Annotated in this window: 22 protein-coding genes; 21 read left to right on the plus strand and 1 reads right to left on the minus strand. The window is 59.3% G+C overall.

Translation table 11 applies throughout. From position 1 onward, the window contains the following. Nucleotides 1-47: 47 nt before the first annotated feature. A complete protein-coding gene (locus AGR2A_RS20860; RefSeq protein WP_072493293.1) occupies nt 48-1,049 on the minus strand; it encodes an LLM class flavin-dependent oxidoreductase in 1,002 nt (333 codons plus the stop codon). A 223-nt stretch (nt 1,050-1,272) separates the two neighbouring features. Here AGR2A_RS20860 and ruvC point away from each other — a divergent pair, with 223 nt between their 5' ends. From ruvC to AGR2A_RS29205, 21 genes are all read left to right on the plus strand, one after another. Beyond that, entirely contained in the window at nt 1,273-1,785 is a 513-nt protein-coding gene (ruvC, locus tag AGR2A_RS20865) for a crossover junction endodeoxyribonuclease RuvC (protein WP_004445748.1), read from the plus strand. 29 nt (nt 1,786-1,814) lie between these two features. Beyond that, nucleotides 1,815-2,432 (plus strand): Holliday junction branch migration protein RuvA, encoded by a 618-nt coding sequence (gene ruvA / locus AGR2A_RS20870; RefSeq protein WP_004445745.1) that lies wholly within the window; start codon nt 1,815-1,817, stop codon nt 2,430-2,432. A 122-nt stretch (nt 2,433-2,554) separates the two neighbouring features. Then, complete coding sequence (ruvB, locus tag AGR2A_RS20875) at nt 2,555-3,595, plus strand: Holliday junction branch migration DNA helicase RuvB (RefSeq protein WP_072493292.1); 1,041 nt, start codon at nt 2,555-2,557, stop codon at nt 3,593-3,595. A gap of 52 nt (nt 3,596-3,647) precedes the next feature. Next, complete coding sequence (locus tag AGR2A_RS20880) at nt 3,648-3,866, plus strand: DUF2945 domain-containing protein (protein WP_004445742.1); 219 nt, start codon at nt 3,648-3,650, stop codon at nt 3,864-3,866. A 33-nt stretch (nt 3,867-3,899) separates the two neighbouring features. After that, complete coding sequence (locus AGR2A_RS20885; RefSeq protein ID WP_072493291.1) at nt 3,900-4,481, plus strand: DinB family protein; 582 nt, start codon at nt 3,900-3,902, stop codon at nt 4,479-4,481. Continuing rightward, nucleotides 4,478-5,002, plus strand: a complete 525-nt coding sequence (locus AGR2A_RS20890) for an NUDIX hydrolase (RefSeq protein ID WP_072493290.1) — start codon at nt 4,478-4,480, stop codon at nt 5,000-5,002. Before AGR2A_RS20885 ends, AGR2A_RS20890 begins: the two co-directional genes overlap by 4 nt. Continuing rightward, entirely contained in the window at nt 4,999-5,535 is a 537-nt protein-coding gene (locus AGR2A_RS20895) for an NUDIX hydrolase (protein WP_072493289.1), read from the plus strand. Before AGR2A_RS20890 ends, AGR2A_RS20895 begins: the two co-directional genes overlap by 4 nt. After that, on the plus strand, nt 5,532-5,972 hold the full coding sequence (gene ybgC, locus AGR2A_RS20900) for a tol-pal system-associated acyl-CoA thioesterase (protein ID WP_004445735.1): 441 nt from the start codon (nt 5,532-5,534) through the stop codon (nt 5,970-5,972). The genes AGR2A_RS20895 and ybgC overlap by 4 nt, the downstream gene beginning before the upstream one ends. A 261-nt stretch (nt 5,973-6,233) precedes the next feature. Next, entirely contained in the window at nt 6,234-6,953 is a 720-nt protein-coding gene (gene tolQ, locus AGR2A_RS20905) for a protein TolQ (RefSeq protein ID WP_003523238.1), read from the plus strand. 57 nt (nt 6,954-7,010) lie between these two features. Next, on the plus strand, nt 7,011-7,472 hold the full coding sequence (gene tolR / locus AGR2A_RS20910; protein WP_004445732.1) for a protein TolR: 462 nt from the start codon (nt 7,011-7,013) through the stop codon (nt 7,470-7,472). Nucleotides 7,473-7,481: 9 nt separating this feature from the next. Continuing rightward, nucleotides 7,482-8,651 carry a hypothetical protein gene (locus AGR2A_RS20915; protein ID WP_072493288.1) on the plus strand — a complete coding sequence of 390 codons (1,170 nt, stop codon included), beginning with the start codon at nt 7,482-7,484 and terminating at the stop codon, nt 8,649-8,651. A 20-nt stretch (nt 8,652-8,671) separates the two neighbouring features. After that, complete coding sequence (tolB, locus tag AGR2A_RS20920) at nt 8,672-9,979, plus strand: Tol-Pal system beta propeller repeat protein TolB (RefSeq protein WP_072493440.1); 1,308 nt, start codon at nt 8,672-8,674, stop codon at nt 9,977-9,979. 208 nt (nt 9,980-10,187) lie between these two features. After that, nucleotides 10,188-10,721, plus strand: coding sequence for a peptidoglycan-associated lipoprotein Pal (gene pal, locus AGR2A_RS20925; protein WP_004445728.1), 534 nt, complete (start codon nt 10,188-10,190; stop codon nt 10,719-10,721). A gap of 158 nt (nt 10,722-10,879) precedes the next feature. Continuing rightward, nucleotides 10,880-11,887, plus strand: coding sequence for a tol-pal system protein YbgF (ybgF, locus tag AGR2A_RS20930; protein WP_072493287.1), 1,008 nt, complete (start codon nt 10,880-10,882; stop codon nt 11,885-11,887). A 30-nt stretch (nt 11,888-11,917) separates the two neighbouring features. Then, nucleotides 11,918-13,243 carry a tRNA lysidine(34) synthetase TilS gene (gene tilS, locus AGR2A_RS20935; RefSeq protein WP_072493286.1) on the plus strand — a complete coding sequence of 442 codons (1,326 nt, stop codon included), beginning with the start codon at nt 11,918-11,920 and terminating at the stop codon, nt 13,241-13,243. A 154-nt stretch (nt 13,244-13,397) separates the two neighbouring features. Next, the gene (gene ftsH, locus AGR2A_RS20940; RefSeq protein ID WP_004445722.1) at nt 13,398-15,362 is read left to right on the plus strand and encodes an ATP-dependent zinc metalloprotease FtsH; all 1,965 of its coding nucleotides are present in this window, start codon (nt 13,398-13,400) and stop codon (nt 15,360-15,362) included. Between the two features lie 190 nt (nt 15,363-15,552). After that, nucleotides 15,553-16,905 carry a phosphoglucosamine mutase gene (gene glmM, locus AGR2A_RS20945; protein ID WP_004445721.1) on the plus strand — a complete coding sequence of 451 codons (1,353 nt, stop codon included), beginning with the start codon at nt 15,553-15,555 and terminating at the stop codon, nt 16,903-16,905. 186 nt (nt 16,906-17,091) lie between these two features. Beyond that, complete coding sequence (locus AGR2A_RS20950) at nt 17,092-17,946, plus strand: outer membrane protein (RefSeq protein ID WP_072493285.1); 855 nt, start codon at nt 17,092-17,094, stop codon at nt 17,944-17,946. Nucleotides 17,947-18,158: 212 nt separating this feature from the next. Then, nucleotides 18,159-19,337, plus strand: a complete 1,179-nt coding sequence (locus AGR2A_RS20955) for a phosphoserine transaminase (RefSeq protein ID WP_022563040.1) — start codon at nt 18,159-18,161, stop codon at nt 19,335-19,337. Nucleotides 19,338-19,420: 83 nt separating this feature from the next. Further along, the gene (gene serA, locus AGR2A_RS20960) at nt 19,421-21,016 is read left to right on the plus strand and encodes a phosphoglycerate dehydrogenase (RefSeq protein ID WP_003506257.1); all 1,596 of its coding nucleotides are present in this window, start codon (nt 19,421-19,423) and stop codon (nt 21,014-21,016) included. A gap of 221 nt (nt 21,017-21,237) precedes the next feature. Next, a complete protein-coding gene (locus AGR2A_RS29205; RefSeq protein ID WP_022563039.1) occupies nt 21,238-22,311 on the plus strand; it encodes a Tim44 domain-containing protein in 1,074 nt (357 codons plus the stop codon). The last annotated feature ends 375 nt before the right edge of the window (nt 22,312-22,686 follow it).

Consider the following 22,686-nt stretch of genomic DNA (forward strand, 5'->3'; position numbering starts at 1 on the left):
CGTTCCTAAAAAAGGCCCCGGCAGCGATCCGCTCCGGGGCTTTTTGTTTAGGCGGCCTTTTTGATGGATGTCCGCACGTCGGCGAAAATCTCGACCGACCGCAGCCGCTTTTCGATGTCGTGGATCGGCATCGAGACAATCAGTTCGTCAGCCTGTGTTTCAGCCAGAAAACCGTCGAGATGACGCTGGATCGTTTCAGGCGCGCCAACGGCGGCAAAACGCAACGTATGCTCCACGGAGAAGCGCTCCATCTCGTTCCAGTAGCCTTCCATGTTGTGCACGGGCTTCGGGAACTGCGTCCGCACATTGCGCCGCAGATTGACGAATTGCTGCTGTGACGAGGTAAAGAGATGCTGCGCCTCCTCGTCGGTATCGGCGCCGACACCCATCACGCCCACCATCACATAGGGCTTGTCCAGCACCTCGGAGGGCTGGAAGCGCTCGCGATAGATATGGATCGCTTCCATCAGCATGTCAGGGGCAAAATGGGATGCGAAGGAATAGGGCAGCCCAAGGGCTGCGGCCAGATGCGCACTATAGGTGCTGGAACCGAGCAGCCAGAGAGGCACGTTCGAATTCATGCCGGGTACGGCGAGGATCGCCTGATCCTGCTGGGGCGGGCCGAGATATCTTTGCAATTCGACGATGTCGTGCGGGAAATTCTCCGCACCGGCGTCGAGATTACGGCGCAGCGCCCGTGCGGTGCGCATATCCGTTCCGGGGGCGCGGCCCAGGCCAAGATCGACCCGGCCGGGCAGAAGTGCTGCAAGCGTCCCGAACTGTTCGGCAATGACGAGCGGGGAGTGGTTGGGAAGCATGATACCGCCCGAGCCGACGCGGATATGTTTCGTGGCCGCACCCACATGGGCGATAACGAGCGACGTCGCGGCGCTTGCGATGCCCGGCATGCCGTGATGTTCGGCCAGCCATATGCGGTTATAACCTTGTTCTTCAGCCTTGATCGCCATCCGGCGGGAGTTTTCGAGCGCCGCGCTGACGCTCTCGCCCTCGCCGATGGGCGAAAGATCGAGAAGGGAAAAGGGGATCATCCGACGCTCCTGCGTAATCTGGGTCTTTGCAGCGGATGTAAGGCGCGCCTGCGGATTTACCAGACAAGTCGCGTAGAATTGAAGGATGGATCAAAAAAATTGGCCTTTGCCAAAGGTCGGTACTGGCACAACTTTGGTCCTGACTCGACGTCTGTATCCGGGAATGTTGTCGTTTTGTTCACTTATCGCTGGCAGTCTCGCGGCCGGAAAGATAAGGTACCTCATGCAAAAGACGATTCGGATCATCGGCATCGACCCCGGACTACGGCGCACCGGCTGGGGCGTGATCGACACATTGGGAAACAGCCTGCGTTTCGTCGCTTCCGGCACGGTGACTTCAGATGGCGACATGGATCTCGCCTCCCGGCTTTGCCAGCTTCATGACGGCTTGGCGGAAATCGTGCACAGCCATCAGCCCGATGAGGCGGCTGTGGAGCAGACTTTCGTCAACAAGGACGCGGTGGCCACGCTGAAACTCGGACAGGCGCGCGGCATCGCCATGCTTGTTCCGGCGCGTGCCGGTTTGCCGGTGTTCGAATATGCGCCGAACGCCGTGAAAAAAGCTGTCATCGGTGTGGGGCATGGTGAAAAGCAGCAAATTCACATGATGCTGAAAATCCTGATGCCGAAGGCCGAGTTCAAGGGTAACGATGCGGCGGACGCCCTCGCGATCGCAATCTGCCACGCCCATAATCGCGGCGGTGACAGGATGCGTCGGCTGCTGGCGGCCGGTTAATTTTAAGTCTCATTGCAGCGGGCGCGATCATGATCGGAAAACTGAAGGGCAGCATCGAGGAAATCGGCACGGATTACGTGTTGGTGGATGTGCATGGCGTCTGTTACGTCGCCTATTGTTCGGCGCGCACGCTGTCGAAAATAGGCTCCGTCGGAGAGGCCGTGATCCTCTTCATCGAAACCTATGTACGAGAGGACCAGCTCAAGCTTTTCGGCTTTCTTTCGGCGCTGGAGCGGGAATGGTTCAACCTTTTGCAGAGCGTGCAGGGCGTCGGATCGAAAGTCGCTCTTGCGGTGCTTTCCACCCTGTCGCCCACCGAGCTTGCCAATGCCATAGCGCTGCAGGACAAGGCGTCAATATCGCGTGCGCCGGGGGTTGGGCCCAAAGTGGCCGTGCGCCTCGTGACCGAATTGCGCAACAAGGCCCCGGCTTTCGCGGGCGAGGCGTCCGGGGCCATCGGACTGAAGCAGGAACTCGGGGAGGGTGTAGCCTCCGCGCCGGTGGCGGACGCCGTATCTGCACTCACCAATCTCGGCTATTCGCGTGACCAGGCCGCCAATGCGGTCGCCGCGGCGCTGAAAAATGGCGGTGAGGGCGCGGATAGCGCCAAGCTGATCCGGCTGGGGCTGAAGGAGCTTTCACGGTAAGGTGAGGGCGTTACACAAGCGTCCGGATGCGGTGTTGAATTTCGTGACAGGCCTTGGCGCGACAGCCATGTTATAGCGGCGAAGACGACCTCATGAATTCTAGAAATAATGGAATGCCCTGAATGAGCGATGCGGACAGACTGATCACCCCGGAAAAGCGCGGTGAGGACATCGACACCACCCTCCGTCCGCAGTCGCTGGACGACTTTACCGGGCAGGCGGAGGCGCGCGCCAATCTCAAGGTCTTCATCGAGGCCGCCAAGAATCGTGGCGAGGCGTTGGATCACGTGCTGTTCGTCGGTCCGCCCGGCCTCGGCAAGACCACGCTGGCGCAGATCATGGCCAAGGAGCTTGGAGTGAACTTCAAGTCCACCTCAGGGCCGGTAATCGCCAAGGCGGGCGATCTCGCCGCGCTCCTGACCAATCTTGAAGAGCGCGATGTTCTCTTCATCGATGAAATTCATCGGCTCAACCCGGCCGTGGAAGAAATCCTGTATCCGGCGATGGAGGATTTCCAGCTCGATCTGATCATCGGGGAAGGCCCGGCGGCGCGTTCGGTGAAGATCGATCTTTCCAAATTCACGCTTGTCGCCGCCACCACCCGCCTCGGCCTCTTGACGACACCGCTGCGCGACCGTTTCGGCATTCCCGTGCGTTTGTCCTTTTACACGGTTGATGAACTGGAACTTATCGTCCGTCGCGGTGCGCGGCTGATGGGTCTCACCATGACGGATGAGGGTGCCCGTGAAGTGGCGAGGCGGGCGCGTGGCACGCCCCGCATTGCCGGACGGCTTCTGCGCCGGGTGCGCGACTTTGCCGAGGTGGCGCGGGCGGAAGCCGTTACCCGGGATATCGCCGACGAGGCTTTGACGCGGCTCTTGGTCGACAATATGGGTCTTGACCAACTGGACATGCGGTATCTGACCATGATCGCCGTCAATTTTGGCGGAGGCCCGGTCGGCATCGAGACCATTGCCGCCGGACTGTCGGAGCCGCGCGACGCGATCGAGGATATCATCGAGCCCTATATGATCCAGCAGGGTTTCATCCAGCGCACGCCGCGCGGGCGTATCCTGACCGCCACGGCCTGGAAACATCTGGGCATGCAGCCGCCGAAGGATCTCGAGGCAGCACAGTTCCGGCTCACGCTTGAGGACGATTGAGGGGAACAAACCCGCCTAGCCGGCTTTGATCGTCTTTGGCACGGAGATGGTCATGTCTGGATATCGCAAGGGTACGAAGGTCCGCTGGAACTGGGGCACGGGTACAGGTGAAGGGAAAATCCTTGAAGTCTTTACCGAAGATGTCGAAAGAACGATTTCCGGTTCCACGATAAAGCGTAAGGCCAGCAAAGACGAACCCGCTTATCTCATCGAACAGGAAGATGGCGGCAAGGTTCTGAAAAGCAGATCGGAGCTCGAACGCACCGATTGAACGACGCCGTTAGGTGTTACGGGAGGGATGCCGATGCCTTATGATCCGCTGCGGGTTTTCCGCAAACTTGCGCGCAACAACCGGCTCGCCAATTACCGGCTGCATCAAGCCTGTCTCCAGCTTTCGCAGGAGGAGTTTGTTGCCCGCCGCATCAGTTTCTTCCCGACGCTGCGTGCGACGCTCAATCATATCTACACTGTCGACCGCTTTTATATCGATGCGTTGCAGGGCGGCACACTGGGACTGGCCGCCTTTGCCGTAGAGGAACCCTTTGCCAACATGCCGGCGTTGCAAGGCGCCCAGACAGAGCTTGACGAGGTGTTGATTGCCCTTGTCGACGGGCTCGATGAAGATCGCCTCGCCGCTACTGTCAATATCCACCGCGGCAGGCGTATCCAGCAGGATCGCTGCGACGACGTTCTGTCGCATCTCTTCCAGCACCAGACGCATCATCGCGGGCAGGCGCATGCGATGCTGTCCGGGACCCCGGTCAAGCCGCCGCAACTGGATGAATTCATTGTGGGAGATGATGCAAAGGCGAGAAAAGACGAGATGGATGCATTAGGGTGGACGGAAACCGATTTGATGTTTCCAGCCCGCAGGCCCGCCCAATGACACACGATACCAAGCAGGACACCCGCATCCGCATCAAGTTCAAGCCGAAGCGCATTTTCCAGATGCGGGTCGCGGGGCTGGCCTTCCGCGATGGCCACGTCCTGGTGCACCGGGCCACACATGAAAAATTCTGGACCTTTCCAGGCGGGCGTGCCGAAATGGGTGAGCGCTCAGAAGAAACGCTGGCGCGGGAAATGGTCGAGGAGCTCGGTGTGGAAGCCAAGATCGGGCGGCTTCTGTGGGCGGTCGAAAATTTCTTCCATTACGAAGGCAAGGACTGGCACGAACTCGGCTTTTATTACCTGATGGACCTGCCGCAAACGCTTGCCTTTCATCCCACCGACATTATTCACCGTGTTCAGGATGGCGATAACGAGCTTGAGTTTCGCTGGGTCGCGGCAACCCGGCAGGCATTGACGGAGCTCGATATTCCCCCCTATTTCATCGCCGACGAAATAGAGAACCTGCCCAAGGCCACGCGACACCTCGTCTGGCACGACGGCGATCTGGACGATAAATGACCTCTCCGCCCCAACGTCACATGATCCGGTTGGATCGCAGACCGCAGCTTTTCAGCATGCGCGTGGCAGCCCTCATTTTTCAGAGTGATCATCTTCTGGTGCAGCGTGGCGCAGGGGATGACTACTGGGCCTTGCCTGGCGGTCGGGCTGAAATCGGAGAAAGCTCCGAGCAGACCATTGTTCGGGAGATCGGTGAGGAGCTTGATCGGACGTGTTCGGTGGAGCGCCTTTTATGGTCGGCCGAAAACTTTTTCGCCTATGACGGTTATTCGGCCCATGAATTGGGATTTTATTATCTCGTTTCGCTGGGCCATCCCCTGCCATTCCATGGAAACCACATCGTCCACAGGGTGATGGATGGCATCGAGGTCGAATTTCGCTGGCTGCCTTCACGAACTTCCGCGCTGATCAGGAACGATCTGCGCCCGCGCTTCATCGCAGAGCGCATCGAGGCGTTGCCCCTGCGGCACGAGCATCTGATTGTCCGCGAGGGCCGCTCCGACGCTACTGAAAATCCCAAGGAGACATTATGAGCGAGCTTTTGGTTTCGCTGTCGGGTGAATTGATCGAACACGGTCACCGCCTGATGCAACGCGTCTATTACGAGGATACCGATTTTTCCGGCCTGGTTTATCACGCGCGGTACCTGCATTTTCTTGAGCGGGGCCGTACCGATTACCTGCGTTGCCTCGGCTGCGAACAAAGTGCGCTTCTGACCGCTGATGAAGAAGGTCTGGTCTTCGTCGTGCATCGCATGGAGATCGATTTTAAAAGCCCCGCCCGGATGGACGACGTGCTGACGGTGACAACCATCACCGAGAAGGCCGGGGGCGCAAAAATGGTGCTCAATCAGGAAATCAGGCGCGGTGAAACGCTGCTCGTCGCCGCCAAGGTCATCATAGCCGTCATCAATGCCAATGGCCGGCCAAGGCGTCTTCCCGAGACGGTGGCGGAAAAATTTCTGAAGTAATTGACGGGCCGGATCAGTAAATCCGCCGGGCGTGGCCGGGTTGTAACACTCCTTTAACCATAATGGTGTCTTACTTTAGCAACTGGCATTTGTGCAGCGCACGCCTTCCTTTCACCAAATTTATTGGCAAGTAAGGCTTACTGGCAAGTATCGGGGTATGGCTAAGGGGTTGGCGGCTGTTGCCGCAGGACTTCGAGCGTTAACACGCGTTTGAATCGCCCGGTCCCGTACCGGGCGTTTGGATTCGGGGATTGGATATTTATGGAACAGGCAGGTTTGGCAGCGGCGACGCATGATGTAAGTCTCTGGGCGCTGTTTATGCAGGCGGGCCTCATCGTTAAGCTCGTGATGATCGGGCTTATCGCCGCCTCGGTCTGGACGTGGGCAATCGTCTTCGACAAATATGTGAGCTTCGGCAAGGCGAGGCGCCAGTTCGACCAGTTCGAACAGGTGTTCTGGTCGGGCCAGTCTCTTGAAGAGCTCTATCGGACGCTGGCGGAGCGCCAGAATGGCGGTCTGGCCGCAATTTTCGTTTCGGCCATGCGCGAATGGAAAAAATCCTTCGAGCGCGGCGCACGTTCGCCGATCGGCCTGCAGATGCGTATCGACCGGGCAATGGACGTGACCATGGCGCGGGAAAGCGAACAATACGAGGCGCGCCTCGGCTCGCTCGCCACCATCGGTTCGGCCGGCCCCTTTATCGGTCTCTTCGGCACGGTTGTCGGTATCATGACCTCGTTCCAGGCGATTGCCGGTTCGAAGTCCACCAACCTCGCGGTCGTGGCTCCCGGTATCGCGGAAGCGCTTCTTGCAACCGCGATCGGCCTTGTCGCGGCTATTCCCGCGGTTATCGCCTACAACAAGTTCACGGCTGACGCGCACAAGCTTTCCGCCCGAATGGAAGGTTTCGCCGACGAATTTTCGGCAATCCTGTCGCGACAGATCGATGAAAAACTTCAGACACGGCAGGCCGCCCAGTAAGCGGCCGACTGCAATGCCGTCGAGTGATTTGCCGCAAGGCAAAACGGAGTAGATGATATGGGTATGTCAGCAGGTGGCAGCGGCGGCGGTTCCGGCGGACGCCGGGGTGGACGCGGCGGACGGCGCAGAGGCGGCGCGATCAGCGAAATCAACGTGACGCCGCTGGTCGACGTCATGCTCGTGCTGCTCATCATCTTCATGGTGGCGGCGCCTATGATGACTGTCGGCGTGCCGATCGACCTACCGCAGACCTCCGCCAATGCGTTGAATTCGGACACGCAACCGATCACCATTTCCGTCAATGCCAATGGCCAGATCCATTTGCAGGAAACGGAAATCCAGGCGGCTGAAGTGGCGGACAAGCTGCAGGCAATCGCCACGACCGGCTATAACGAACGCATTTTCGTGCGCGCGGATTCCGTTGCCGCCTATGGCGTCGTTGCGGATGTGATGGCGCGTATCCAGGCGGCCGGTTTCAAAAATATCGGCCTTGTGACCCAGCAGAAACAGGACAATTGACGTAAAGCGATGAAGGGCAGCCTTACCACATCCGCGATCGTGCATGCGTCGCTTCTGGCTTTCGCCCTTGTCTCCCTGGGCTCGCCGGAACCCCTCGACGTGTCTCAGGCTGAGGCACTGCCGGTGGAGCTGGTGCCCATCGAGGAACTGACCCAGATACAGCAGGGCGATAAAAATGCGCCCAAGGCGGAAAAATCCGCGCCTGTTCCGACAACCCGTCCCGATATCATCGAGAACGCGCAGAATATTGGCAATAACACCGCGGATATCGAGGCGCCGCCGACGCCGACCGCCAAGCCTAACGACAATATCGCCGCGGCCGCACCGCCAAAGCAGGAGAAGCCGCAGCCCGTCGTTGATACCAAAGCGAATGAGGTGAAGGAAATCGTCAAGGAGGAAACCTCGGCTCCCAAGCCGCAGGAAATGGCCGCCTTGCCTCAGACCAAGCCTGAAGTCGCACCGCAGCCCAAGACCGAGCCGCCGCCGCAGGAAACCAAGGCGGAAGAACCGCCGCCTGCCACGCAGGAGCCGGCAGAAATACCGGTGCCGCAGAACGTTCCCCGTCCGAATTCGAGGCCCGAGCCGCCGAAGCCGGAAGAGCCGAAACAGGCCGAGACGAAGCCAGCGGAGCAGAAACCGGCCGAAAAGCCAGCTGAGAAAAAGCCGGATCAGGCAAAGTCGACGGACAAGCCTTCCGATAAGAAGCCCGGCGAGAAGAAGCAGGAGACTGCGAAGTCCGCTTCCTCGAAAGAAAGCGATTTCAACGCCGACGATATTGCCGCGCTGTTGAACAAGCAGGCGCCTTCCGGCGGCGGCGCAAAGCGCTCGACGCAGACGGCAGCCCTTGGCGGCAAGAAATCAACGGGCGGCTCGACGCTCAGCCAGACGGAAATGGATGCGCTACGCGGCGCGATCCAGAAGAACTGGCAGATCATTCCCGGCATGGCGGATGCCTCGGACGTTCGCGTCCGGGTGACCATGAAGCTCGACCGTGATGGCTCCATCATCGGTCGGCCCGAGATCGAGGCGACGGGCGGTTCCGAAGGGACGCGCCGTGCCCTTTCCGGCGGAGCTTATCGCGCCATCATGCGTTCTGCTCCGTTCACGAACCTTCCTGCCGACAAATACGATGCATGGAACGAAGTCGTCGTGAACTTCGATCCCAGTGAATTGCTATGAATGCTGAAAGGCCTGGCAACATGAAGATATTTTCGCCGATCCGGCTGGTGCTCGCTGTCGCGGCCCTCATGTCGGTTTTCTCCGCACCGGCTTTTGCACGGGTGGAAATCAATATCAACAAGGGTAATGTCGAGCCGCTGCCGATTGCCATCACCGACTTCATGTCGAGCGACGGCATCGGCGCGCAGGTCTCCGCGGTCATCGCCGCCGACTTGCAGCGGTCCGGTCTTTTTGCGCCGGTCAACAAGAACGCCTTCATCGAGAAGATCAGCAATCCGGATCAGCAGCCGCGTTTCGAGGACTGGAAAGTCATAAACGCGCAGGCGCTTGTGACGGGTCGCGTGACGCGCGAAGGGGATGGTCGCTTACGTGCGGAATTCCGTCTGTGGGACACATTTGCAAATAAGCAGATGGCAGGCCAGCAGTTCTTCACCCAGCCAGAAAATTGGCGTCGCGTCGCCCACATCATCGCGGATGCGATCTATGAAAGCATCACCGGTGAAAAGGGCTATTTCGACACCCGTGTCGTTTTCGTCTCCGAAAGCGGACCAAAGACCGCCCGCAAGCGGCAGCTGTCGATCATGGACCAGGACGGTTTCAACGTCCGCAACCTGACCAACTCGAACGACATCGTCCTGACACCGCGTTTTTCGCCGAGCCGCCAGGAAGTCACCTACATGTCCTTTGAAGGCCAGCAGCCACGCGTTTACCTGCTGCAGCTGGAAACCGGACAGCGTGAAGTCGTCGGCAACTTCCCAGGCATGACGTTCTCGCCGCGCTTTTCGCCTGACGGGCAGAAGGTCATCATGAGCCTTCAGCAGGATGGCAACGCTAATATCTACACCATGGATCTGCGCTCTCGTACCACGACACGCCTGACCAACACGTCGGCGATCGATACGGCCCCGTCCTATTCGCCTGACGGTCAGCGTGTTGCCTTTGAAAGTGACCGTGGCGGCCGCCAGCAGATTTACGTCATGAATGCCGATGGTTCCGGCCAGCAGCGCATTTCCTTCGGCGATGGTTCTTATTCCACGCCGGTATGGTCCCCGCGCGGCGATCTGATTGCCTTCACCAAGCAGTCTGGCGGCAAATTCTCGATCGGTGTGATGAAGACGGATGGTTCGGGCGAACGCATCCTGACCAGCGGCTTCCACAATGAAGGGCCAACCTGGGCACCGAATGGCCGCGTACTGATGTTCTTCCGCCAGAACGCGGGTGCGGGCGGTCCGCAGCTCTATTCGATCGACCTGACGGGCTACAATGAACAGCTCATCAAGACACCGACCTTCGCTTCAGACCCGGCCTGGTCGCCGCTTCTGGACTGATATGACTGCCATCACGGCGCCGGCTTAAACCGGTGCCGTGATGTTTTACGCATACCACAGGGAATGTGCCTCTTTCTTGCCGCAAAGTGTTGTGAGGGAGCAAAAAACTGGGACATTTCCTTTCTGTTAACCATAAGCGTTTGCCGGCTATTAACCGCGATCAGTTAGTGTCCGGCAACGTTATTGAAATCCTAAGGAGAGACCGGCGATGAGCCGTACACATATTTCGGCACTCAGCCCCATGCAGAAACTGGCCCGTAACCCGGCTGTCATCGCCATGACGCTCGCGCTTGCTCTCGCAGGCTGCGCGAACAAGAAGAACATGCCGAACAGCGCCGGTGAACTCGGCCTTGGTGGCGCAGGCTCTGCAACGCCGGGCTCCCAGCAGGACTTCACGGTCAATGTCGGCGACCGCATCTTCTTCGACACGGACTCCACCTCGATCCGCGCCGACGCCCAGCAGACCCTGCAGCGCCAGGCACAGTGGCTTGCCCGTTACCCGAACTACGCCATCACGGTCGAAGGCCATGCCGACGAGCGCGGCACGCGTGAATACAACCTGGCACTCGGCGCCCGCCGTGCGGCAGCAACCCGCGACTTCCTGGCCTCTCAGGGTGTTCCGGCAAGCCGCATGAAGACGATCTCCTACGGCAAGGAACGCCCGGTCGCGGTTTGCGACGACATTTCCTGCTGGTCGCAGAACCGTCGCGCGGTCACGGTTCTCGGCGGCGCAGGCATGTAATCGCCTGACGTTTTTGTGAACGTAAATAAAGGGCGGTCTTCGGGCCGCCTTTTGTTTTTTTCATAGTTTGGCCGAAGTTAAGTTGCTTTTTCGGTCGATATGGAAAAAATCCGGCTTGCACTATTCCGGTGCAAATCAGTTAAGGCAGGACGAATGAGATGAAGAAACTTGTCGTGGCGGGAATGCTGGGGCTTGCAGCCTGCACCGGCTTGAGCGGCATCGCCGTTTCGGGTCCGCTGTTCGGTGCGGGGGGTAGCTTCGGCACGATCAATTCTCAGCAGCAGCCCCCGGTCGTCCGGGTTCAGGCCAATGAAGCCTATCGGGTTCAGCAGCTTGAAGAACAGATCCGGCAACTCAACGGCCGTATCGAGGAAATGAGCTTCCAGCTTTTGCAGATGCAGGAAACGATCCGCAAGGCGCAGGAAGACAATGAGTTCCGCTTCCAGGAACTGGAAAGCGGAAAGGGCGGAAGTCCTGCAGCAACGCCGAAAAAGAAGGCGGAGGCAAGTCCGGTCAGTCCGGCGACGCCCCCGACCGACGACGTTGCAACGATCATCGAAACGCCACCCGAGGGTGGCGCTTCCGTTTCACCGTCCGCTCCCTCCAGTGCTCCGACAGGCGCGCCGGGTGAGACCACGCTCGGTTCGATCGAACTTGATTCCAAGGGGATGCCTATTGGCGGCACGCTCAATTCAGGCGCCAACAATTCTTCCGGCAGCCTTCCCGGCGTGACAACAGGCAACAGCACGCGCAAGACCGATCCCGTCAATACAGCGGCGCTGACCAGCGAAGGCGATATCTACCAGGCCGCTTACGGTCATGTCCTTTCCGGTGATTACAAGCTGGCGGAGCAGGGGTTCCAACAATATCTGCAGGGTTACCCCAAGGGCACGAAAGCCGCGGATGCGAGCTTCTGGCTGGGTGAAGCGCAATATTCTCAGGGCAAGTTCAACGAAGCCGCGAAGACCTTTCTTAACGGCCACCAGGCCTATGGCAAGTCTCCGAAGGCTCCGGAAATGCTGATGAAGCTTGGCATGTCCCTTGCCGCTCTCGATAATACCGAAACGGCCTGCGCCACGCTGCGCGAGGTGCCGAAGCGTTACCCCAATGCCTCGAAGACCGTGCTGAACAAAGTCGCCAGTGAACAGAAGCGGCTGAGCTGCTGATCTCTTCCCTGCCATCGCGGCGGTCTTTTCATGCCGGTTGATGTCCGCATTCCGAACGAACAGCCAATTGCGCCGCTTGCGGCCGCACGGTCCTTTGTCGAAAAATTCCGCGAACCTGCGCATATTCTCGTCGCAATCTCCGGCGGCAGCGATTCAACCGGCCTGTTGCTGGCATTGCATGAGGTGATGTCCAAGAAGGGGCGCGATCTGCTTCGGCTTTCTGCCGTTACAGTGGATCACGCTCTGCGAGTGGAATCCGCCGATGAGGCCCGCAAGGTTGCGACACTTTGCGCCGAGCTGGGCATTCCGCACGTCACACGCCGGTGGGAAGGTTTAAAGCCGGTCTCCGGCATTTCGGAAGCGTCCCGTCTTGCCCGCTACCGGCTTATCGCGGAAGCAGCCGTCGCGTTCGATGCCGATCTCGTGGTGACGGGTCACACGGCCGGCGATCAGCGGGAAACCGTCGCGATGCGCGCTGCCCGCAACAGCGGCGAGGACAATCTCGGCCTTTCCGGCATGGCGGACGCGGTTTTATACGCTCGGCGCCATTGGATCATGCGGCCATTCCTGAGGTGTGAAAGGCAGGCGATCCGCGATTACGTGTCGTCCCGTTCGCGGCGCTGGCTCGACGATCCAAGCAACGAAAATCCACGATATGAGCGTGTTCGCATGCGGCAGGCCTTGCCTGATGTTCCGCTTCCGGCCGATGGGGGAGAGGCGGAAAAAAGGCGTATATCCTCTGAAAAAACGGCAGTTTTCCTGCGCGCACACGCCGAGGTCTTTTCTGGTGCGCTCGCGAAATTGCAGCCGGACGGCGTGTCGCCTGATCGGGCGGATTTCCGGCACGGGCTGGCAGTGCTGATAGCAAGTCTCGGCGGGCGGCCCTATCTGCCGGCCGCGGGCAGCATGGAGCGCGTTCTTTGCTTCCTCAAAACCGGCAATTACGGACGTATGACAGTCGGTCGTGTCCTGCTTGATCGCCGACGGGGTGGGCTATATATCTTCCGCGAGCAACGAAATCTGCCGGAGCTTCGTCTTGAGGCATATCAGAAGGGCCTGTGGGATGATCGCTTCATCGTGGAAAACCGGTCGCCTTTCCCTGTCCGGGTCAGCGCGGAGGAGGCTGGTACTGGAGCGGGTTTTCCATCGGTGCCGCCGGGAGTGACCAGATTGGCGCTATCGGGCCTTCCGCAAATCGCCGCAGCGGAAGCGGGGCAAACGGTCGAGGAGTTGACGGTCGATGTGACGCCAAGGCTGGCGCCCTTCGATCTTTTTCTGCCACGCTTCGACCTTGAGTTGGCAAATACGATCGCTGTTTTGTTCGGACGGCCGGCATATCCACAGCCCCCGGTTTAAATCGGGCCTCATTTTCGTGAATTGCCTTGGAACAGTTTTTACACCAAAACGCATCAGATAATGCGCTTTGCCTTGGCAAGGGCAGATGTCGTCCTTATGTTAAGGGCACGTAATAGCGGGCAGTAGTTGTGCCCGTGTGAGTTCGGGGAGTTCGATGAACCCAAATTTCAGAAATTTCGCCTTGTGGGCCGTGATCGCCCTCTTGCTGATCGCGCTGTTCAGCATGTTCCAGACGTCGCCGACGCAAACGGGTTCACGGGAAATTCCGTATTCCCAGTTTCTCCGCGACGTGGATTCCGGGCGAGTTCGCGACGTGACCGTCACCGGTAACCGGGTTCTCGGAACCTATACCGAAAACGGCACGGCCTTTCAGACCTATTCCCCCGTCATCGACGATAGCCTGATGGAGCGCTTGCAGAGCAAGAACGTGACCATCGTGGCGCGCCCGGAAAGCGATGGCTCCTCGGGCTTCCTGAGCTATCTCGGCACGCTTCTGCCGATGTTTCTCATTCTTGGCGTCTGGCTGTTCTTCATGCGGCAGATGCAGGGCGGTTCGCGCGGTGCGATGGGCTTCGGCAAGTCCAAGGCCAAGCTCCTGACGGAAGCCCATGGCCGCGTGACGTTCGATGACGTCGCAGGCGTGGATGAAGCCAAGCAGGATCTTGAGGAAATCGTGGAATTCCTGCGTGACCCGCAGAAGTTCCAGCGCCTCGGCGGCAAGATTCCGCGCGGCGTTCTGCTTGTTGGTCCTCCGGGCACCGGTAAGACGCTTCTTGCGCGTTCCGTCGCAGGTGAAGCCAATGTGCCGTTCTTCACGATTTCCGGTTCGGATTTCGTGGAAATGTTCGTTGGCGTCGGTGCCAGCCGCGTGCGTGACATGTTCGAGCAGGCAAAGAAGAATGCGCCTTGCATCATCTTCATCGATGAAATCGACGCCGTCGGCCGCCATCGTGGCGCCGGCCTCGGCGGCGGTAACGACGAGCGCGAACAGACGCTGAACCAGCTGCTGGTCGAGATGGACGGTTTTGAGGCGAATGAGGGCATCATTCTCATCGCCGCCACCAACCGACCTGACGTTCTTGACCCCGCACTTCTGCGTCCCGGCCGTTTCGACCGTCAGGTTGTCGTGCCGAACCCTGATATCGTTGGCCGCGAACGCATCCTCAAGGTGCATATCCGCAACGTGCCGCTCGCGCCGAATGTCGATCTCAAGGTTCTGGCTCGCGGTACCCCCGGTTTCTCGGGTGCCGATCTGATGAACCTCGTCAACGAAGCCGCCCTCATGGCCGCCCGCCGCAACAAGCGCGTGGTCACCATGCAGGAATTCGAAGACGCCAAGGACAAGATCATGATGGGTGCGGAGCGCCGCTCTTCCGCCATGACCGAGGCCGAAAAGAAGCTGACTGCCTATCACGAAGCCGGTCATGCCATCACCGCTCTGAAGGTTGCCGTGGCCGATCCGTTGCACAAGGCGACGATCATCCCGCGCGGCCGCGCACTCGGCATGGTGATGCAGCTGCCGGAAGGCGACCGCTATTCCATGAGCTACAAGTGGATGGTGTCGCGCCTCGTGATCATGATGGGTGGCCGCGTTGCCGAAGAACTGACCTTCGGTAAGGAAAACATTACCTCGGGCGCGTCTTCGGATATCGAGCAGGCAACCAAGCTTGCCCGTGCCATGGTGACGCAATGGGGCTTTTCCGATGCGCTCGGCCAGGTCTCCTATGGTGAAAACCAGCAGGAAGTGTTCCTCGGCCATTCCGTTTCGCAGTCGAAGAACGTCTCCGAAGCCACAGCCCAGACGATCGACACGGAAGTTCGCCGCCTGATCGATGAGGCCTATGCCGAGGCTCGCCGCATTCTGACGGAAAATCACGATGGTTTCGTTGCGATTGCCGAGGGTCTGCTTGAATACGAAACCCTGACGGGTGACGAGATCAAGGCCCTGCTGAAGGGTGAGAAGCCCGCCCGCGATCTGGGCGACGATTCTCCGGGCAGCCGTGGTTCCGCAGTGCCGAAGGCCGGCACCAAGAAGGACGGTCCCAGTGAAGTGAAGGGTGACGGCGAAGCAAAGGGCGACGGTGAAGCCGAAGGCGGCATGGAGCCGCAGCCGCATTGATCGACCGCGTCTGTTAGAAATTGTAAAAGGCCATCCGGGTTTCCGGGTGGCCTTTTCATTTTGGTAACAAGATATAAGCCATTTTTGCGGTAATTTACGTGCTGTTTATCGTGGTTTGTGGCATCTAGCCAAAAACGCTTCCGGCTGTTTTCAGCTTATGCCGGAATGCTGGAAAAGATTTGGAGTTAAAATGGCACGCCGTTATTTCGGAACCGATGGTATCCGCGGACAATCGAACGTCTTCCCCATGACGCCTGATCTGGCGATGCGGGTTGGCATTGCCGTCGGGACGATTTTCCGCCGTGGCCATCATCGCCATCGTGTCGTCATCGGCAAGGATACGCGCCTTTCCGGCTATATGCTGGAAAACGCCCTGGTTGCCGGCTTCACCGCCGCCGGTCTCGATGTCTTCCTGCTCGGCCCGATCCCGACGCCGGCCGTCGCCATGCTGACCCGCTCGCTGCGCGCCGATATCGGCGTGATGATCTCGGCCTCGCACAACCCCTTCTCCGACAACGGCATCAAGCTTTTCGGGCCTGACGGTTACAAGCTTTCCGATGAGCTGGAGCTGGAGATCGAAGACCTCCTCGACAAGGATATCTACGCCCAACTGGCGAAACCTGCCGAAATCGGCCGAGCGAAGCGCGTCGATGGCGACATCTATCGTTATATCGAGTTCGTGAAGCGCACCCTGCCGCGCGACGTGACATTGAGCGGCCTGCGAATCGCCATCGACTGCGCCAATGGCGCGGCTTATAAGGTGGCGCCCGCGGCTCTCTGGGAACTCGGCGCGGAAGTCGTCACCATCGGCAATGAGCCGAACGGCATCAACATTAACCTCGAATGCGGTTCCACGCACCCGGAAGCCCTTCAGAAAAAGGTCCACGAGGTGCGAGCCGATATCGGCATTGCGCTGGATGGTGATGCGGACCGCGTCATCATCGTTGATGAACGCGGTGAGATCGTCGATGGCGACCAGCTGATGGCCGTCATCGCCGACAGCTGGGCCGAAGACAACACCCTCCGCGGCGGTGGCATCGTCGCAACTGTCATGTCCAATCTCGGTCTTGAGCGTTTTCTTGGCGACAAGGGCCTCACCCTTGCCCGCACCAAGGTGGGCGACCGCTATGTGGTCGAACACATGCGCAACCACAATTTCAATGTTGGCGGTGAGCAGTCCGGCCATATCGTGCTGTCGGATTACGGCACGACGGGGGATGGGCTTGTTGCGGCATTGCAGGTTCTCGCAAAGGTCAAGCGCTCCGGCCGCACGGTGAGCGAGGTTTGCCGCAAGTTCGAGCCCGTGCCGCAGCTTTTGAAGAATGTCCGTATCTCCGGTGGCAAACCGCTGGAAAACCCGGTCGTGCAGCAGGCAATTGCGGATGCGGAAAGTGCGCTTGCCGATAATGGCCGTCTCGTCATCCGCCCTTCCGGCACCGAACCGCTGATCCGCGTGATGGCGGAAGGCGACGATAGCGCGAAGGTGGAGCGTATCGTCAATGATCTTGTCGGCATCATCGCGAATGCCCGCTCTGCCGCGTGAGGCATAGCAACAACAAATCAGCAAAAAGCCGGCTTTCCGCCGGCTTTTTCTTTGAGTATTTACTAATAAATATAGTGAATGAGCGTGGTTAATCGGGACTTAACCATTTTACGTCAATCTCCATGACTGAACAGTTCACTGGCATCTGCTGCCGCAAACGCACGTGCCTCTTCTGGAGTGGAAGTCATGAAAAACGCCCTGGCCGGATTTCTGGCCGTCCTGCTGACCGGCACCAGCGCCATTGCCGCCGATCTTTATCAAGCTGAGCCTGCGCCGACCTATGCTCCCGAAGTGGAGATCACCCAGGCAAGCGGCTGGTATCTGCGTGGCGACGTCGGTTATTCTTTCAATAAGCTGCGTGGTGCCAATTATTATCAGGGTGGCCCTGGTGGCTATCTCGCTGATTTCGATACTGCGAAGGTCGACGATAGCTATGTCATTGGCGCCGGTGTCGGTTATCAGTTCAGCAACTATTTCCGCAGCGACTTGACCTTCGACTATATGGGCAAGTCGGATTTCCGCGGTTCCACTAGTGGTTTTTGTGGCGGTGGTCCTTTGGGAAGCAGAACGCCGTGCGTATCGGCCGACCTAAGCGCGCTGCGGGCTTATACGCTGATGGCGAACGCCTATGTCGATCTGGGTACCTACGGCCGCGTCACACCATACGTCGGCGGCGGTATCGGCGCGTCCTACGTGAAGTGGGACAAGTTGCGTAATACCTCCTGCGCGACAGACGGATCGGGCTATTGCGACCCGACCACCGAACACGGTGGCAGGGGCAAGTGGCGTTTCGCTTACGCCCTTATGGCCGGCGCATCCATTGATGTCACCTGTAACCTCAAGGCCGATATCGGTTACCGTTTCCGGCAGATTAACAAGGGCGACATGTTCGCCTATGAGAATGGCGGCGGCCCCGGCCGTGACAAGGGCCTCTATTCGCATGAAGTGCGTGTCGGCGGCCGTTATGTCTTCAACGGTTGCGACACCGCGCAATACATGCCGCCTGCCGATATTCCTCTGCAGCCTGCCGTTTATAAATAATCGTCACGCCAACCTGATAGTTTCGGGCCGTCCGCATCCTCCGGGTGCGGGCGGTTTTGTTTTATCGGCATGTGGCAAGGGACATGACGCATATGGACCAAGATTCTTCTGCGTAGCGACATATTCCGCTTGACTGGGATCGGCGACAGGAATAGCAACGGCGTCAGGACACTCCACCCTAACGTGGAGCGCCTATCTGGAAGGGTAGTCAAATGACAGATATCGTGAAGCCGGACGTCCGTCCGGGCAATACGCATTTTTCCTCTGGTCCCTGCTCGAAGCGCCCCGGTTGGTCGCTAGATGCTCTCTCCGATGCGCCGCTCGGTCGCTCGCATCGCGCCAAGGTTGGCAAAGCCAAGCTGAAGCAGGCCATCGATCTCACCCGTGAAGTTCTTGATGTTCCCGCCGATTATCGCATCGGTATCGTTCCCGCATCCGACACCGGCGCCGTTGAAATGGCGCTCTGGTCGCTGCTCGGCGAACGTGGCGTCGATATGCTGGCCTGGGAAAGCTTCGGCGCCGGCTGGGTCACCGACGTCGTCAAGCAGCTGAAGCTGAAGGACGTTCGCAAGTTCGAGGCCGATTACGGCCTGCTGCCGAACCTTGCCGAAGTCGATTTCGACCGCGACGTGGTCTTCACCTGGAACGGTACGACCTCTGGCGTTCGTGTTCCCAACGCCGATTTCATTCCCGCCGACCGCAAGGGCCTGACCATCTGCGACGCCACCTCGGCGGCTTTCGCGCAGGATATGGACTTTACGAAACTCGACGTCGTCACCTTCTCCTGGCAGAAGGTTCTCGGCGGCGAGGGCGGCCATGGCGTCATCATCCTGTCGCCGCGCGCCGTTGAGCGTCTCTTGAGCTACGCACCGGCATGGCCGCTGCCGAAAATCTTCCGCATGGTTTCCGGCGGCAAGCTGATCGAAGGCATCTTCACCGGTGAAACCATCAACACGCCGTCCATGCTCTGCGTTGAAGATTATATCGACGCGCTGCTCTGGGCAAAGAATCTCGGTGGCCTGAAGGCGCTGATCGGCCGCGCCGATGCCAATGCCAAGGTTATCTACGACTTCATCGAGAAGAACGACTGGATCGCCAACCTGGCCGTGAAGCCGGAAACTCGCTCCAACACGTCTGTTTGCCTCAAGATCGTCGATCCCGAGGTCCAGGCGCTGGATGCCGCGGCACAGGCCGATTTTGCCAAGGGCGTCGTCGCCCTGCTCGAAAAGGAAAATGTCGCCCTCGATATCGGCGCTTACCGCGACGCCCCGTCCGGTCTGCGCATCTGGGCCGGCGCCACCATCGAGACGGCTGATATGGAAGCCGTCATGCCCTGGCTCACCTGGGCTTACCAGACGCAGAAGGCAGCACTTTCCAAGGCTGCCGCCTGATTTTGATACCGGCCCTGCGCTGATGCAGGGCCGCATAGTTCCCGCTTTCAAAACTGCACCGTTTTTCAAGGAGCCCGTGAACCATGGCACCTCGCGTACTCGTATCCGACGAACTGTCGGAAACCGCCGTCCAGATTTTCCGTGATCGTGGCGTCGAAGTCGATTTCCAGCCGAAGCTCGGCAAGGACAAGGACAAGCTTGCTGAAATCATCGGCAATTACGATGGCTTGGCCATCCGCTCTGCCACCAAGGCAACCGAAAAGCTGATCGAAGCCGCGACCAACCTCAAGGTCATCGGCCGCGCCGGCATCGGCGTCGACAATGTTGACATCCCGGCCGCCTCGCGCCGCGGTATCATCGTCATGAACACGCCATTCGGCAACTCCATCACGACGGCAGAACACGCGATTGCGCTGATGTTTGCCGTCGCCCGCCAGCTTCCGGCAGCCGACAGCTCCACGCAGGCCGGCAAGTGGGAAAAGTCGAAGTTCATGGGTGTCGAGATCACCGGCAAGACGCTCGGCGTCATCGGTGCGGGTAACATCGGTTCGATCGTCTGCTCGCGTGCACTTGGCCTCAAGATGCACGTTCTCGCCTACGACCCCTTCCTGTCGCCGGAGCGCGCGCAGGAAATGGGCGTCACCAAGGTTGAGCTGGACGAGTTGCTAGCCCAGGCCGATTTCATCACCCTGCATGTGCCGATGACTGACAAGACGCGCGGCATCCTCAACGCTGAAAACCTTGCCAAGACCAAGAAGGGCGTACGTATCGTCAACTGCGCCCGTGGTGGTCTTGTGGATGAAGCTGCCCTTGCGGAAGCTATCAAGTCCGGCCATGTCGCCGGTGCCGGTTTTGACGTGTTCGAAGTCGAGCCCGCCACCGAGAGCCCGCTTTTCGGCCTTCCTAACGTCGTCTGCACGCCGCATCTTGGCGCTTCGACCACGGAAGCACAGGAAAACGTTGCCCTGCAGGTTGCCGAGCAGATGTCGGACTACCTCGTCAAGGGTGCCGTGTCCAACGCCATCAACATGCCGTCGATCACGGCTGAGGAAGCGCCGCGTCTGAAGCCCTTCATCCGTCTCGCGGATGTTCTCGGCTCCTTCGTCGGCCAGGTACAGGAAAGCGCCACCAAGGAAATCGAAATCCTTTATGACGGTGCAACCGCCAACATGAACACGAAGGCGTTGACCAGTGCATTGCTGGCCGGCCTCATCCGCAGTCAGGTTGCCGATGTGAACATGGTTTCGGCCCCGGTCATGATCAAGGAGAAAGGCATCATCCTTTCCGAGGTCAAGCGCGACAAGACCGGCGTTTACGACGGTTACATCAAGCTGACGGTGAAGACGGAAAACCAGATCCGCTCGGTTGCCGGCACGGTGTTCTCGGATGGCAAGCCACGTTTCATCCAGATCAAGAACATCAACATGGATGCCGATGTCGGATCGCACATGATCTACATCACCAATACCGACGTTCCCGGCATGATCGGCTTCATGGGCACCACGCTCGGCGAGGCTGGCGTCAACATCGCCAACTTCCAGCTTGGACGTGAAAAGGAAGGCGGCGACGCCATCGCCCTGCTTTATGTCGACGGTCCGGTTTCCGAAGAGGTGCTGGACAAGCTGCGCGCCAACCCGGCCATCCGCCAGGTCAAGCCGCTGACGTTCAACGTCGACTGATCTATCGTTCCTCCCAAGGGGACAATAGGAACCGGTGCAGGGGAAACCCTGTGCCGGTTTTTGTTTTTCCAGCTTTCGATTTGCGGCAGATTTCACGCGCCTCACGCCTTGGTTGCATATCACAAAAAATTTAAGCCGAGCGGTCTAAAAATGATGATCATGAGTTGCTATATCGCCTGTTGAGATGCCGCTCATGGGAGGGCGGCCAACAGGAGATAACGATGTTTGCTGCCTTTCGGCGCTTCAAGGGTTTGTTCGCAGTCGCCGCGCTTGGTATCGCGGTGTCTTTTGTGGCGGTTGATATGGCAGAAGCACGTCGCGCCAGCGGCGGTTTCGGCAGCCGTGGCACACGGACCTACTCCGCTCCGCCTTCGACCAGCACTGCGCCCGGCCAGACCGCGCCGATTAACCGCAGCATGACGCCCAACACCAACCAGGCAGCTCCTGGCGCTGCTCAGCCGGCACGTCCTGGCGCACAGGCGCCGCAGCAAAATCGTGGCCTCTTCGGCGGCATGATGGGTGGTCTGATGGGCGGCCTGCTGATGGGCGGTCTGTTCGGCATGCTTCTGGGTGGTGGTTTCGGCGGCATGGCCGGTTTCTTCGGCATGTTGCTGCAGGTTGCGCTGATCGGCCTTCTGGTCATGCTCGCCATGCGTTTCTTCGCGTCGCGCCGTCAGGGCCAGCCCGCTTATGGATCGGCCAACGGCTCGCACCGCACGGATCATTCCGGCTCCTCCTATAATGGCGGTTCGCAGGCGGGTCCGGCAGCATCCTCGTTCAAGATTCCGAAGATCGGCGCGATGGCCGGCGCTGCGGGCGGAGCGGCTGCTGCTGCCGCAACGGCAAAGCCCACGCCCCACGCCAACGCCATCTCGGAGGGCGACGAAATCGGCATCACGCAGGGCGACCTCGAGACGTTCCAGAAAATGCTGGAAGACGTGCAGGCTGCCTATGCCGCCGAGGATTATGGCACATTGCGCAAACTGACGACGCCCGAAGCCATGTCTTATCTCGCTGAAGAACTCAGCGATAACGCGACCAGCGGTGTGAAAAACGACGTGCGCGAGGTGACGCTACTGCAGGGCGATGTCGCCGAAGCATGGCACGAAGAAGGGCAGGACTACGCGACAGTCGCGATGCGCTACTCTGCCATCGACGTGATGCGCGACCGCACCTCCGGCAAGGTGATCGAAGGTGACGAGCAACATCCGTCGGAGTCGGTGGAAATGTGGACCTTTGTCCGCCGCCCCGGCAACGACAACTGGCAGGTCGCCGCCATCCAGGCCGCCGCCTGACGAATCAGAGCCTCTTAAACGGATAAGGCCCGGCGGTCGCTTCACCGCCGGGCCTTTATTCGTTTCGTTCGATAAGCTTCCTAAAAAGCATGGCGGGATGCCGCGAAAAAAGATTGGGAGATCTTACGGGTGATATATCCGCCAGCCACGCTCGGCGGATTCGGCTTTCCCCTGCCATGCAAGGTCTTGAGGCTTGTTTGCCACGGTATGTCCCCGGCGCATGGCTTATCCGCTTCATGGAATTGCCTTTTTTCATTCATCCAGCATTCAGTCCCCGCGTCCTAACCACAGGGCGTACACGTCAATGTGACTTTTCGTGCCGGTTCTAAACCGCTTTGGGAGCGGAACCTCAGCCGCAAAAACGCGTTGACAATC

This window comes from Agrobacterium genomosp. 2 str. CFBP 5494 (assembly GCF_900013495.1).
GTDB classification, from domain to species: domain Bacteria; phylum Pseudomonadota; class Alphaproteobacteria; order Rhizobiales; family Rhizobiaceae; genus Agrobacterium; species Agrobacterium pusense.

Coding starts and splice junctions, on each gene's coding strand:
- AGR2A_RS20860 (WP_072493293.1), bottom strand. CDS start 1,049: ATGATCCCCTTTTCCCTTCTCGATCTTTCGCCCATCGGCGAGGGCGAG.
- ruvC (WP_004445748.1), top strand. CDS start 1,273: ATGCAAAAGACGATTCGGATCATCGGCATCGACCCCGGACTACGGCGC.
- ruvA (WP_004445745.1), top strand. CDS start 1,815: ATGATCGGAAAACTGAAGGGCAGCATCGAGGAAATCGGCACGGATTAC.
- ruvB (WP_072493292.1), top strand. CDS start 2,555: ATGAGCGATGCGGACAGACTGATCACCCCGGAAAAGCGCGGTGAGGAC.
- AGR2A_RS20880 (WP_004445742.1), top strand. CDS start 3,648: ATGTCTGGATATCGCAAGGGTACGAAGGTCCGCTGGAACTGGGGCACG.
- AGR2A_RS20885 (WP_072493291.1), top strand. CDS start 3,900: ATGCCTTATGATCCGCTGCGGGTTTTCCGCAAACTTGCGCGCAACAAC.
- AGR2A_RS20890 (WP_072493290.1), top strand. CDS start 4,478: ATGACACACGATACCAAGCAGGACACCCGCATCCGCATCAAGTTCAAG.
- AGR2A_RS20895 (WP_072493289.1), top strand. CDS start 4,999: ATGACCTCTCCGCCCCAACGTCACATGATCCGGTTGGATCGCAGACCG.
- ybgC (WP_004445735.1), top strand. CDS start 5,532: ATGAGCGAGCTTTTGGTTTCGCTGTCGGGTGAATTGATCGAACACGGT.
- tolQ (WP_003523238.1), top strand. CDS start 6,234: ATGGAACAGGCAGGTTTGGCAGCGGCGACGCATGATGTAAGTCTCTGG.
- tolR (WP_004445732.1), top strand. CDS start 7,011: ATGGGTATGTCAGCAGGTGGCAGCGGCGGCGGTTCCGGCGGACGCCGG.
- AGR2A_RS20915 (WP_072493288.1), top strand. CDS start 7,482: ATGAAGGGCAGCCTTACCACATCCGCGATCGTGCATGCGTCGCTTCTG.
- tolB (WP_072493440.1), top strand. CDS start 8,672: ATGAAGATATTTTCGCCGATCCGGCTGGTGCTCGCTGTCGCGGCCCTC.
- pal (WP_004445728.1), top strand. CDS start 10,188: ATGAGCCGTACACATATTTCGGCACTCAGCCCCATGCAGAAACTGGCC.
- ybgF (WP_072493287.1), top strand. CDS start 10,880: ATGAAGAAACTTGTCGTGGCGGGAATGCTGGGGCTTGCAGCCTGCACC.
- tilS (WP_072493286.1), top strand. CDS start 11,918: ATGCCGGTTGATGTCCGCATTCCGAACGAACAGCCAATTGCGCCGCTT.
- ftsH (WP_004445722.1), top strand. CDS start 13,398: ATGAACCCAAATTTCAGAAATTTCGCCTTGTGGGCCGTGATCGCCCTC.
- glmM (WP_004445721.1), top strand. CDS start 15,553: ATGGCACGCCGTTATTTCGGAACCGATGGTATCCGCGGACAATCGAAC.
- AGR2A_RS20950 (WP_072493285.1), top strand. CDS start 17,092: ATGAAAAACGCCCTGGCCGGATTTCTGGCCGTCCTGCTGACCGGCACC.
- AGR2A_RS20955 (WP_022563040.1), top strand. CDS start 18,159: ATGACAGATATCGTGAAGCCGGACGTCCGTCCGGGCAATACGCATTTT.
- serA (WP_003506257.1), top strand. CDS start 19,421: ATGGCACCTCGCGTACTCGTATCCGACGAACTGTCGGAAACCGCCGTC.
- AGR2A_RS29205 (WP_022563039.1), top strand. CDS start 21,238: ATGTTTGCTGCCTTTCGGCGCTTCAAGGGTTTGTTCGCAGTCGCCGCG.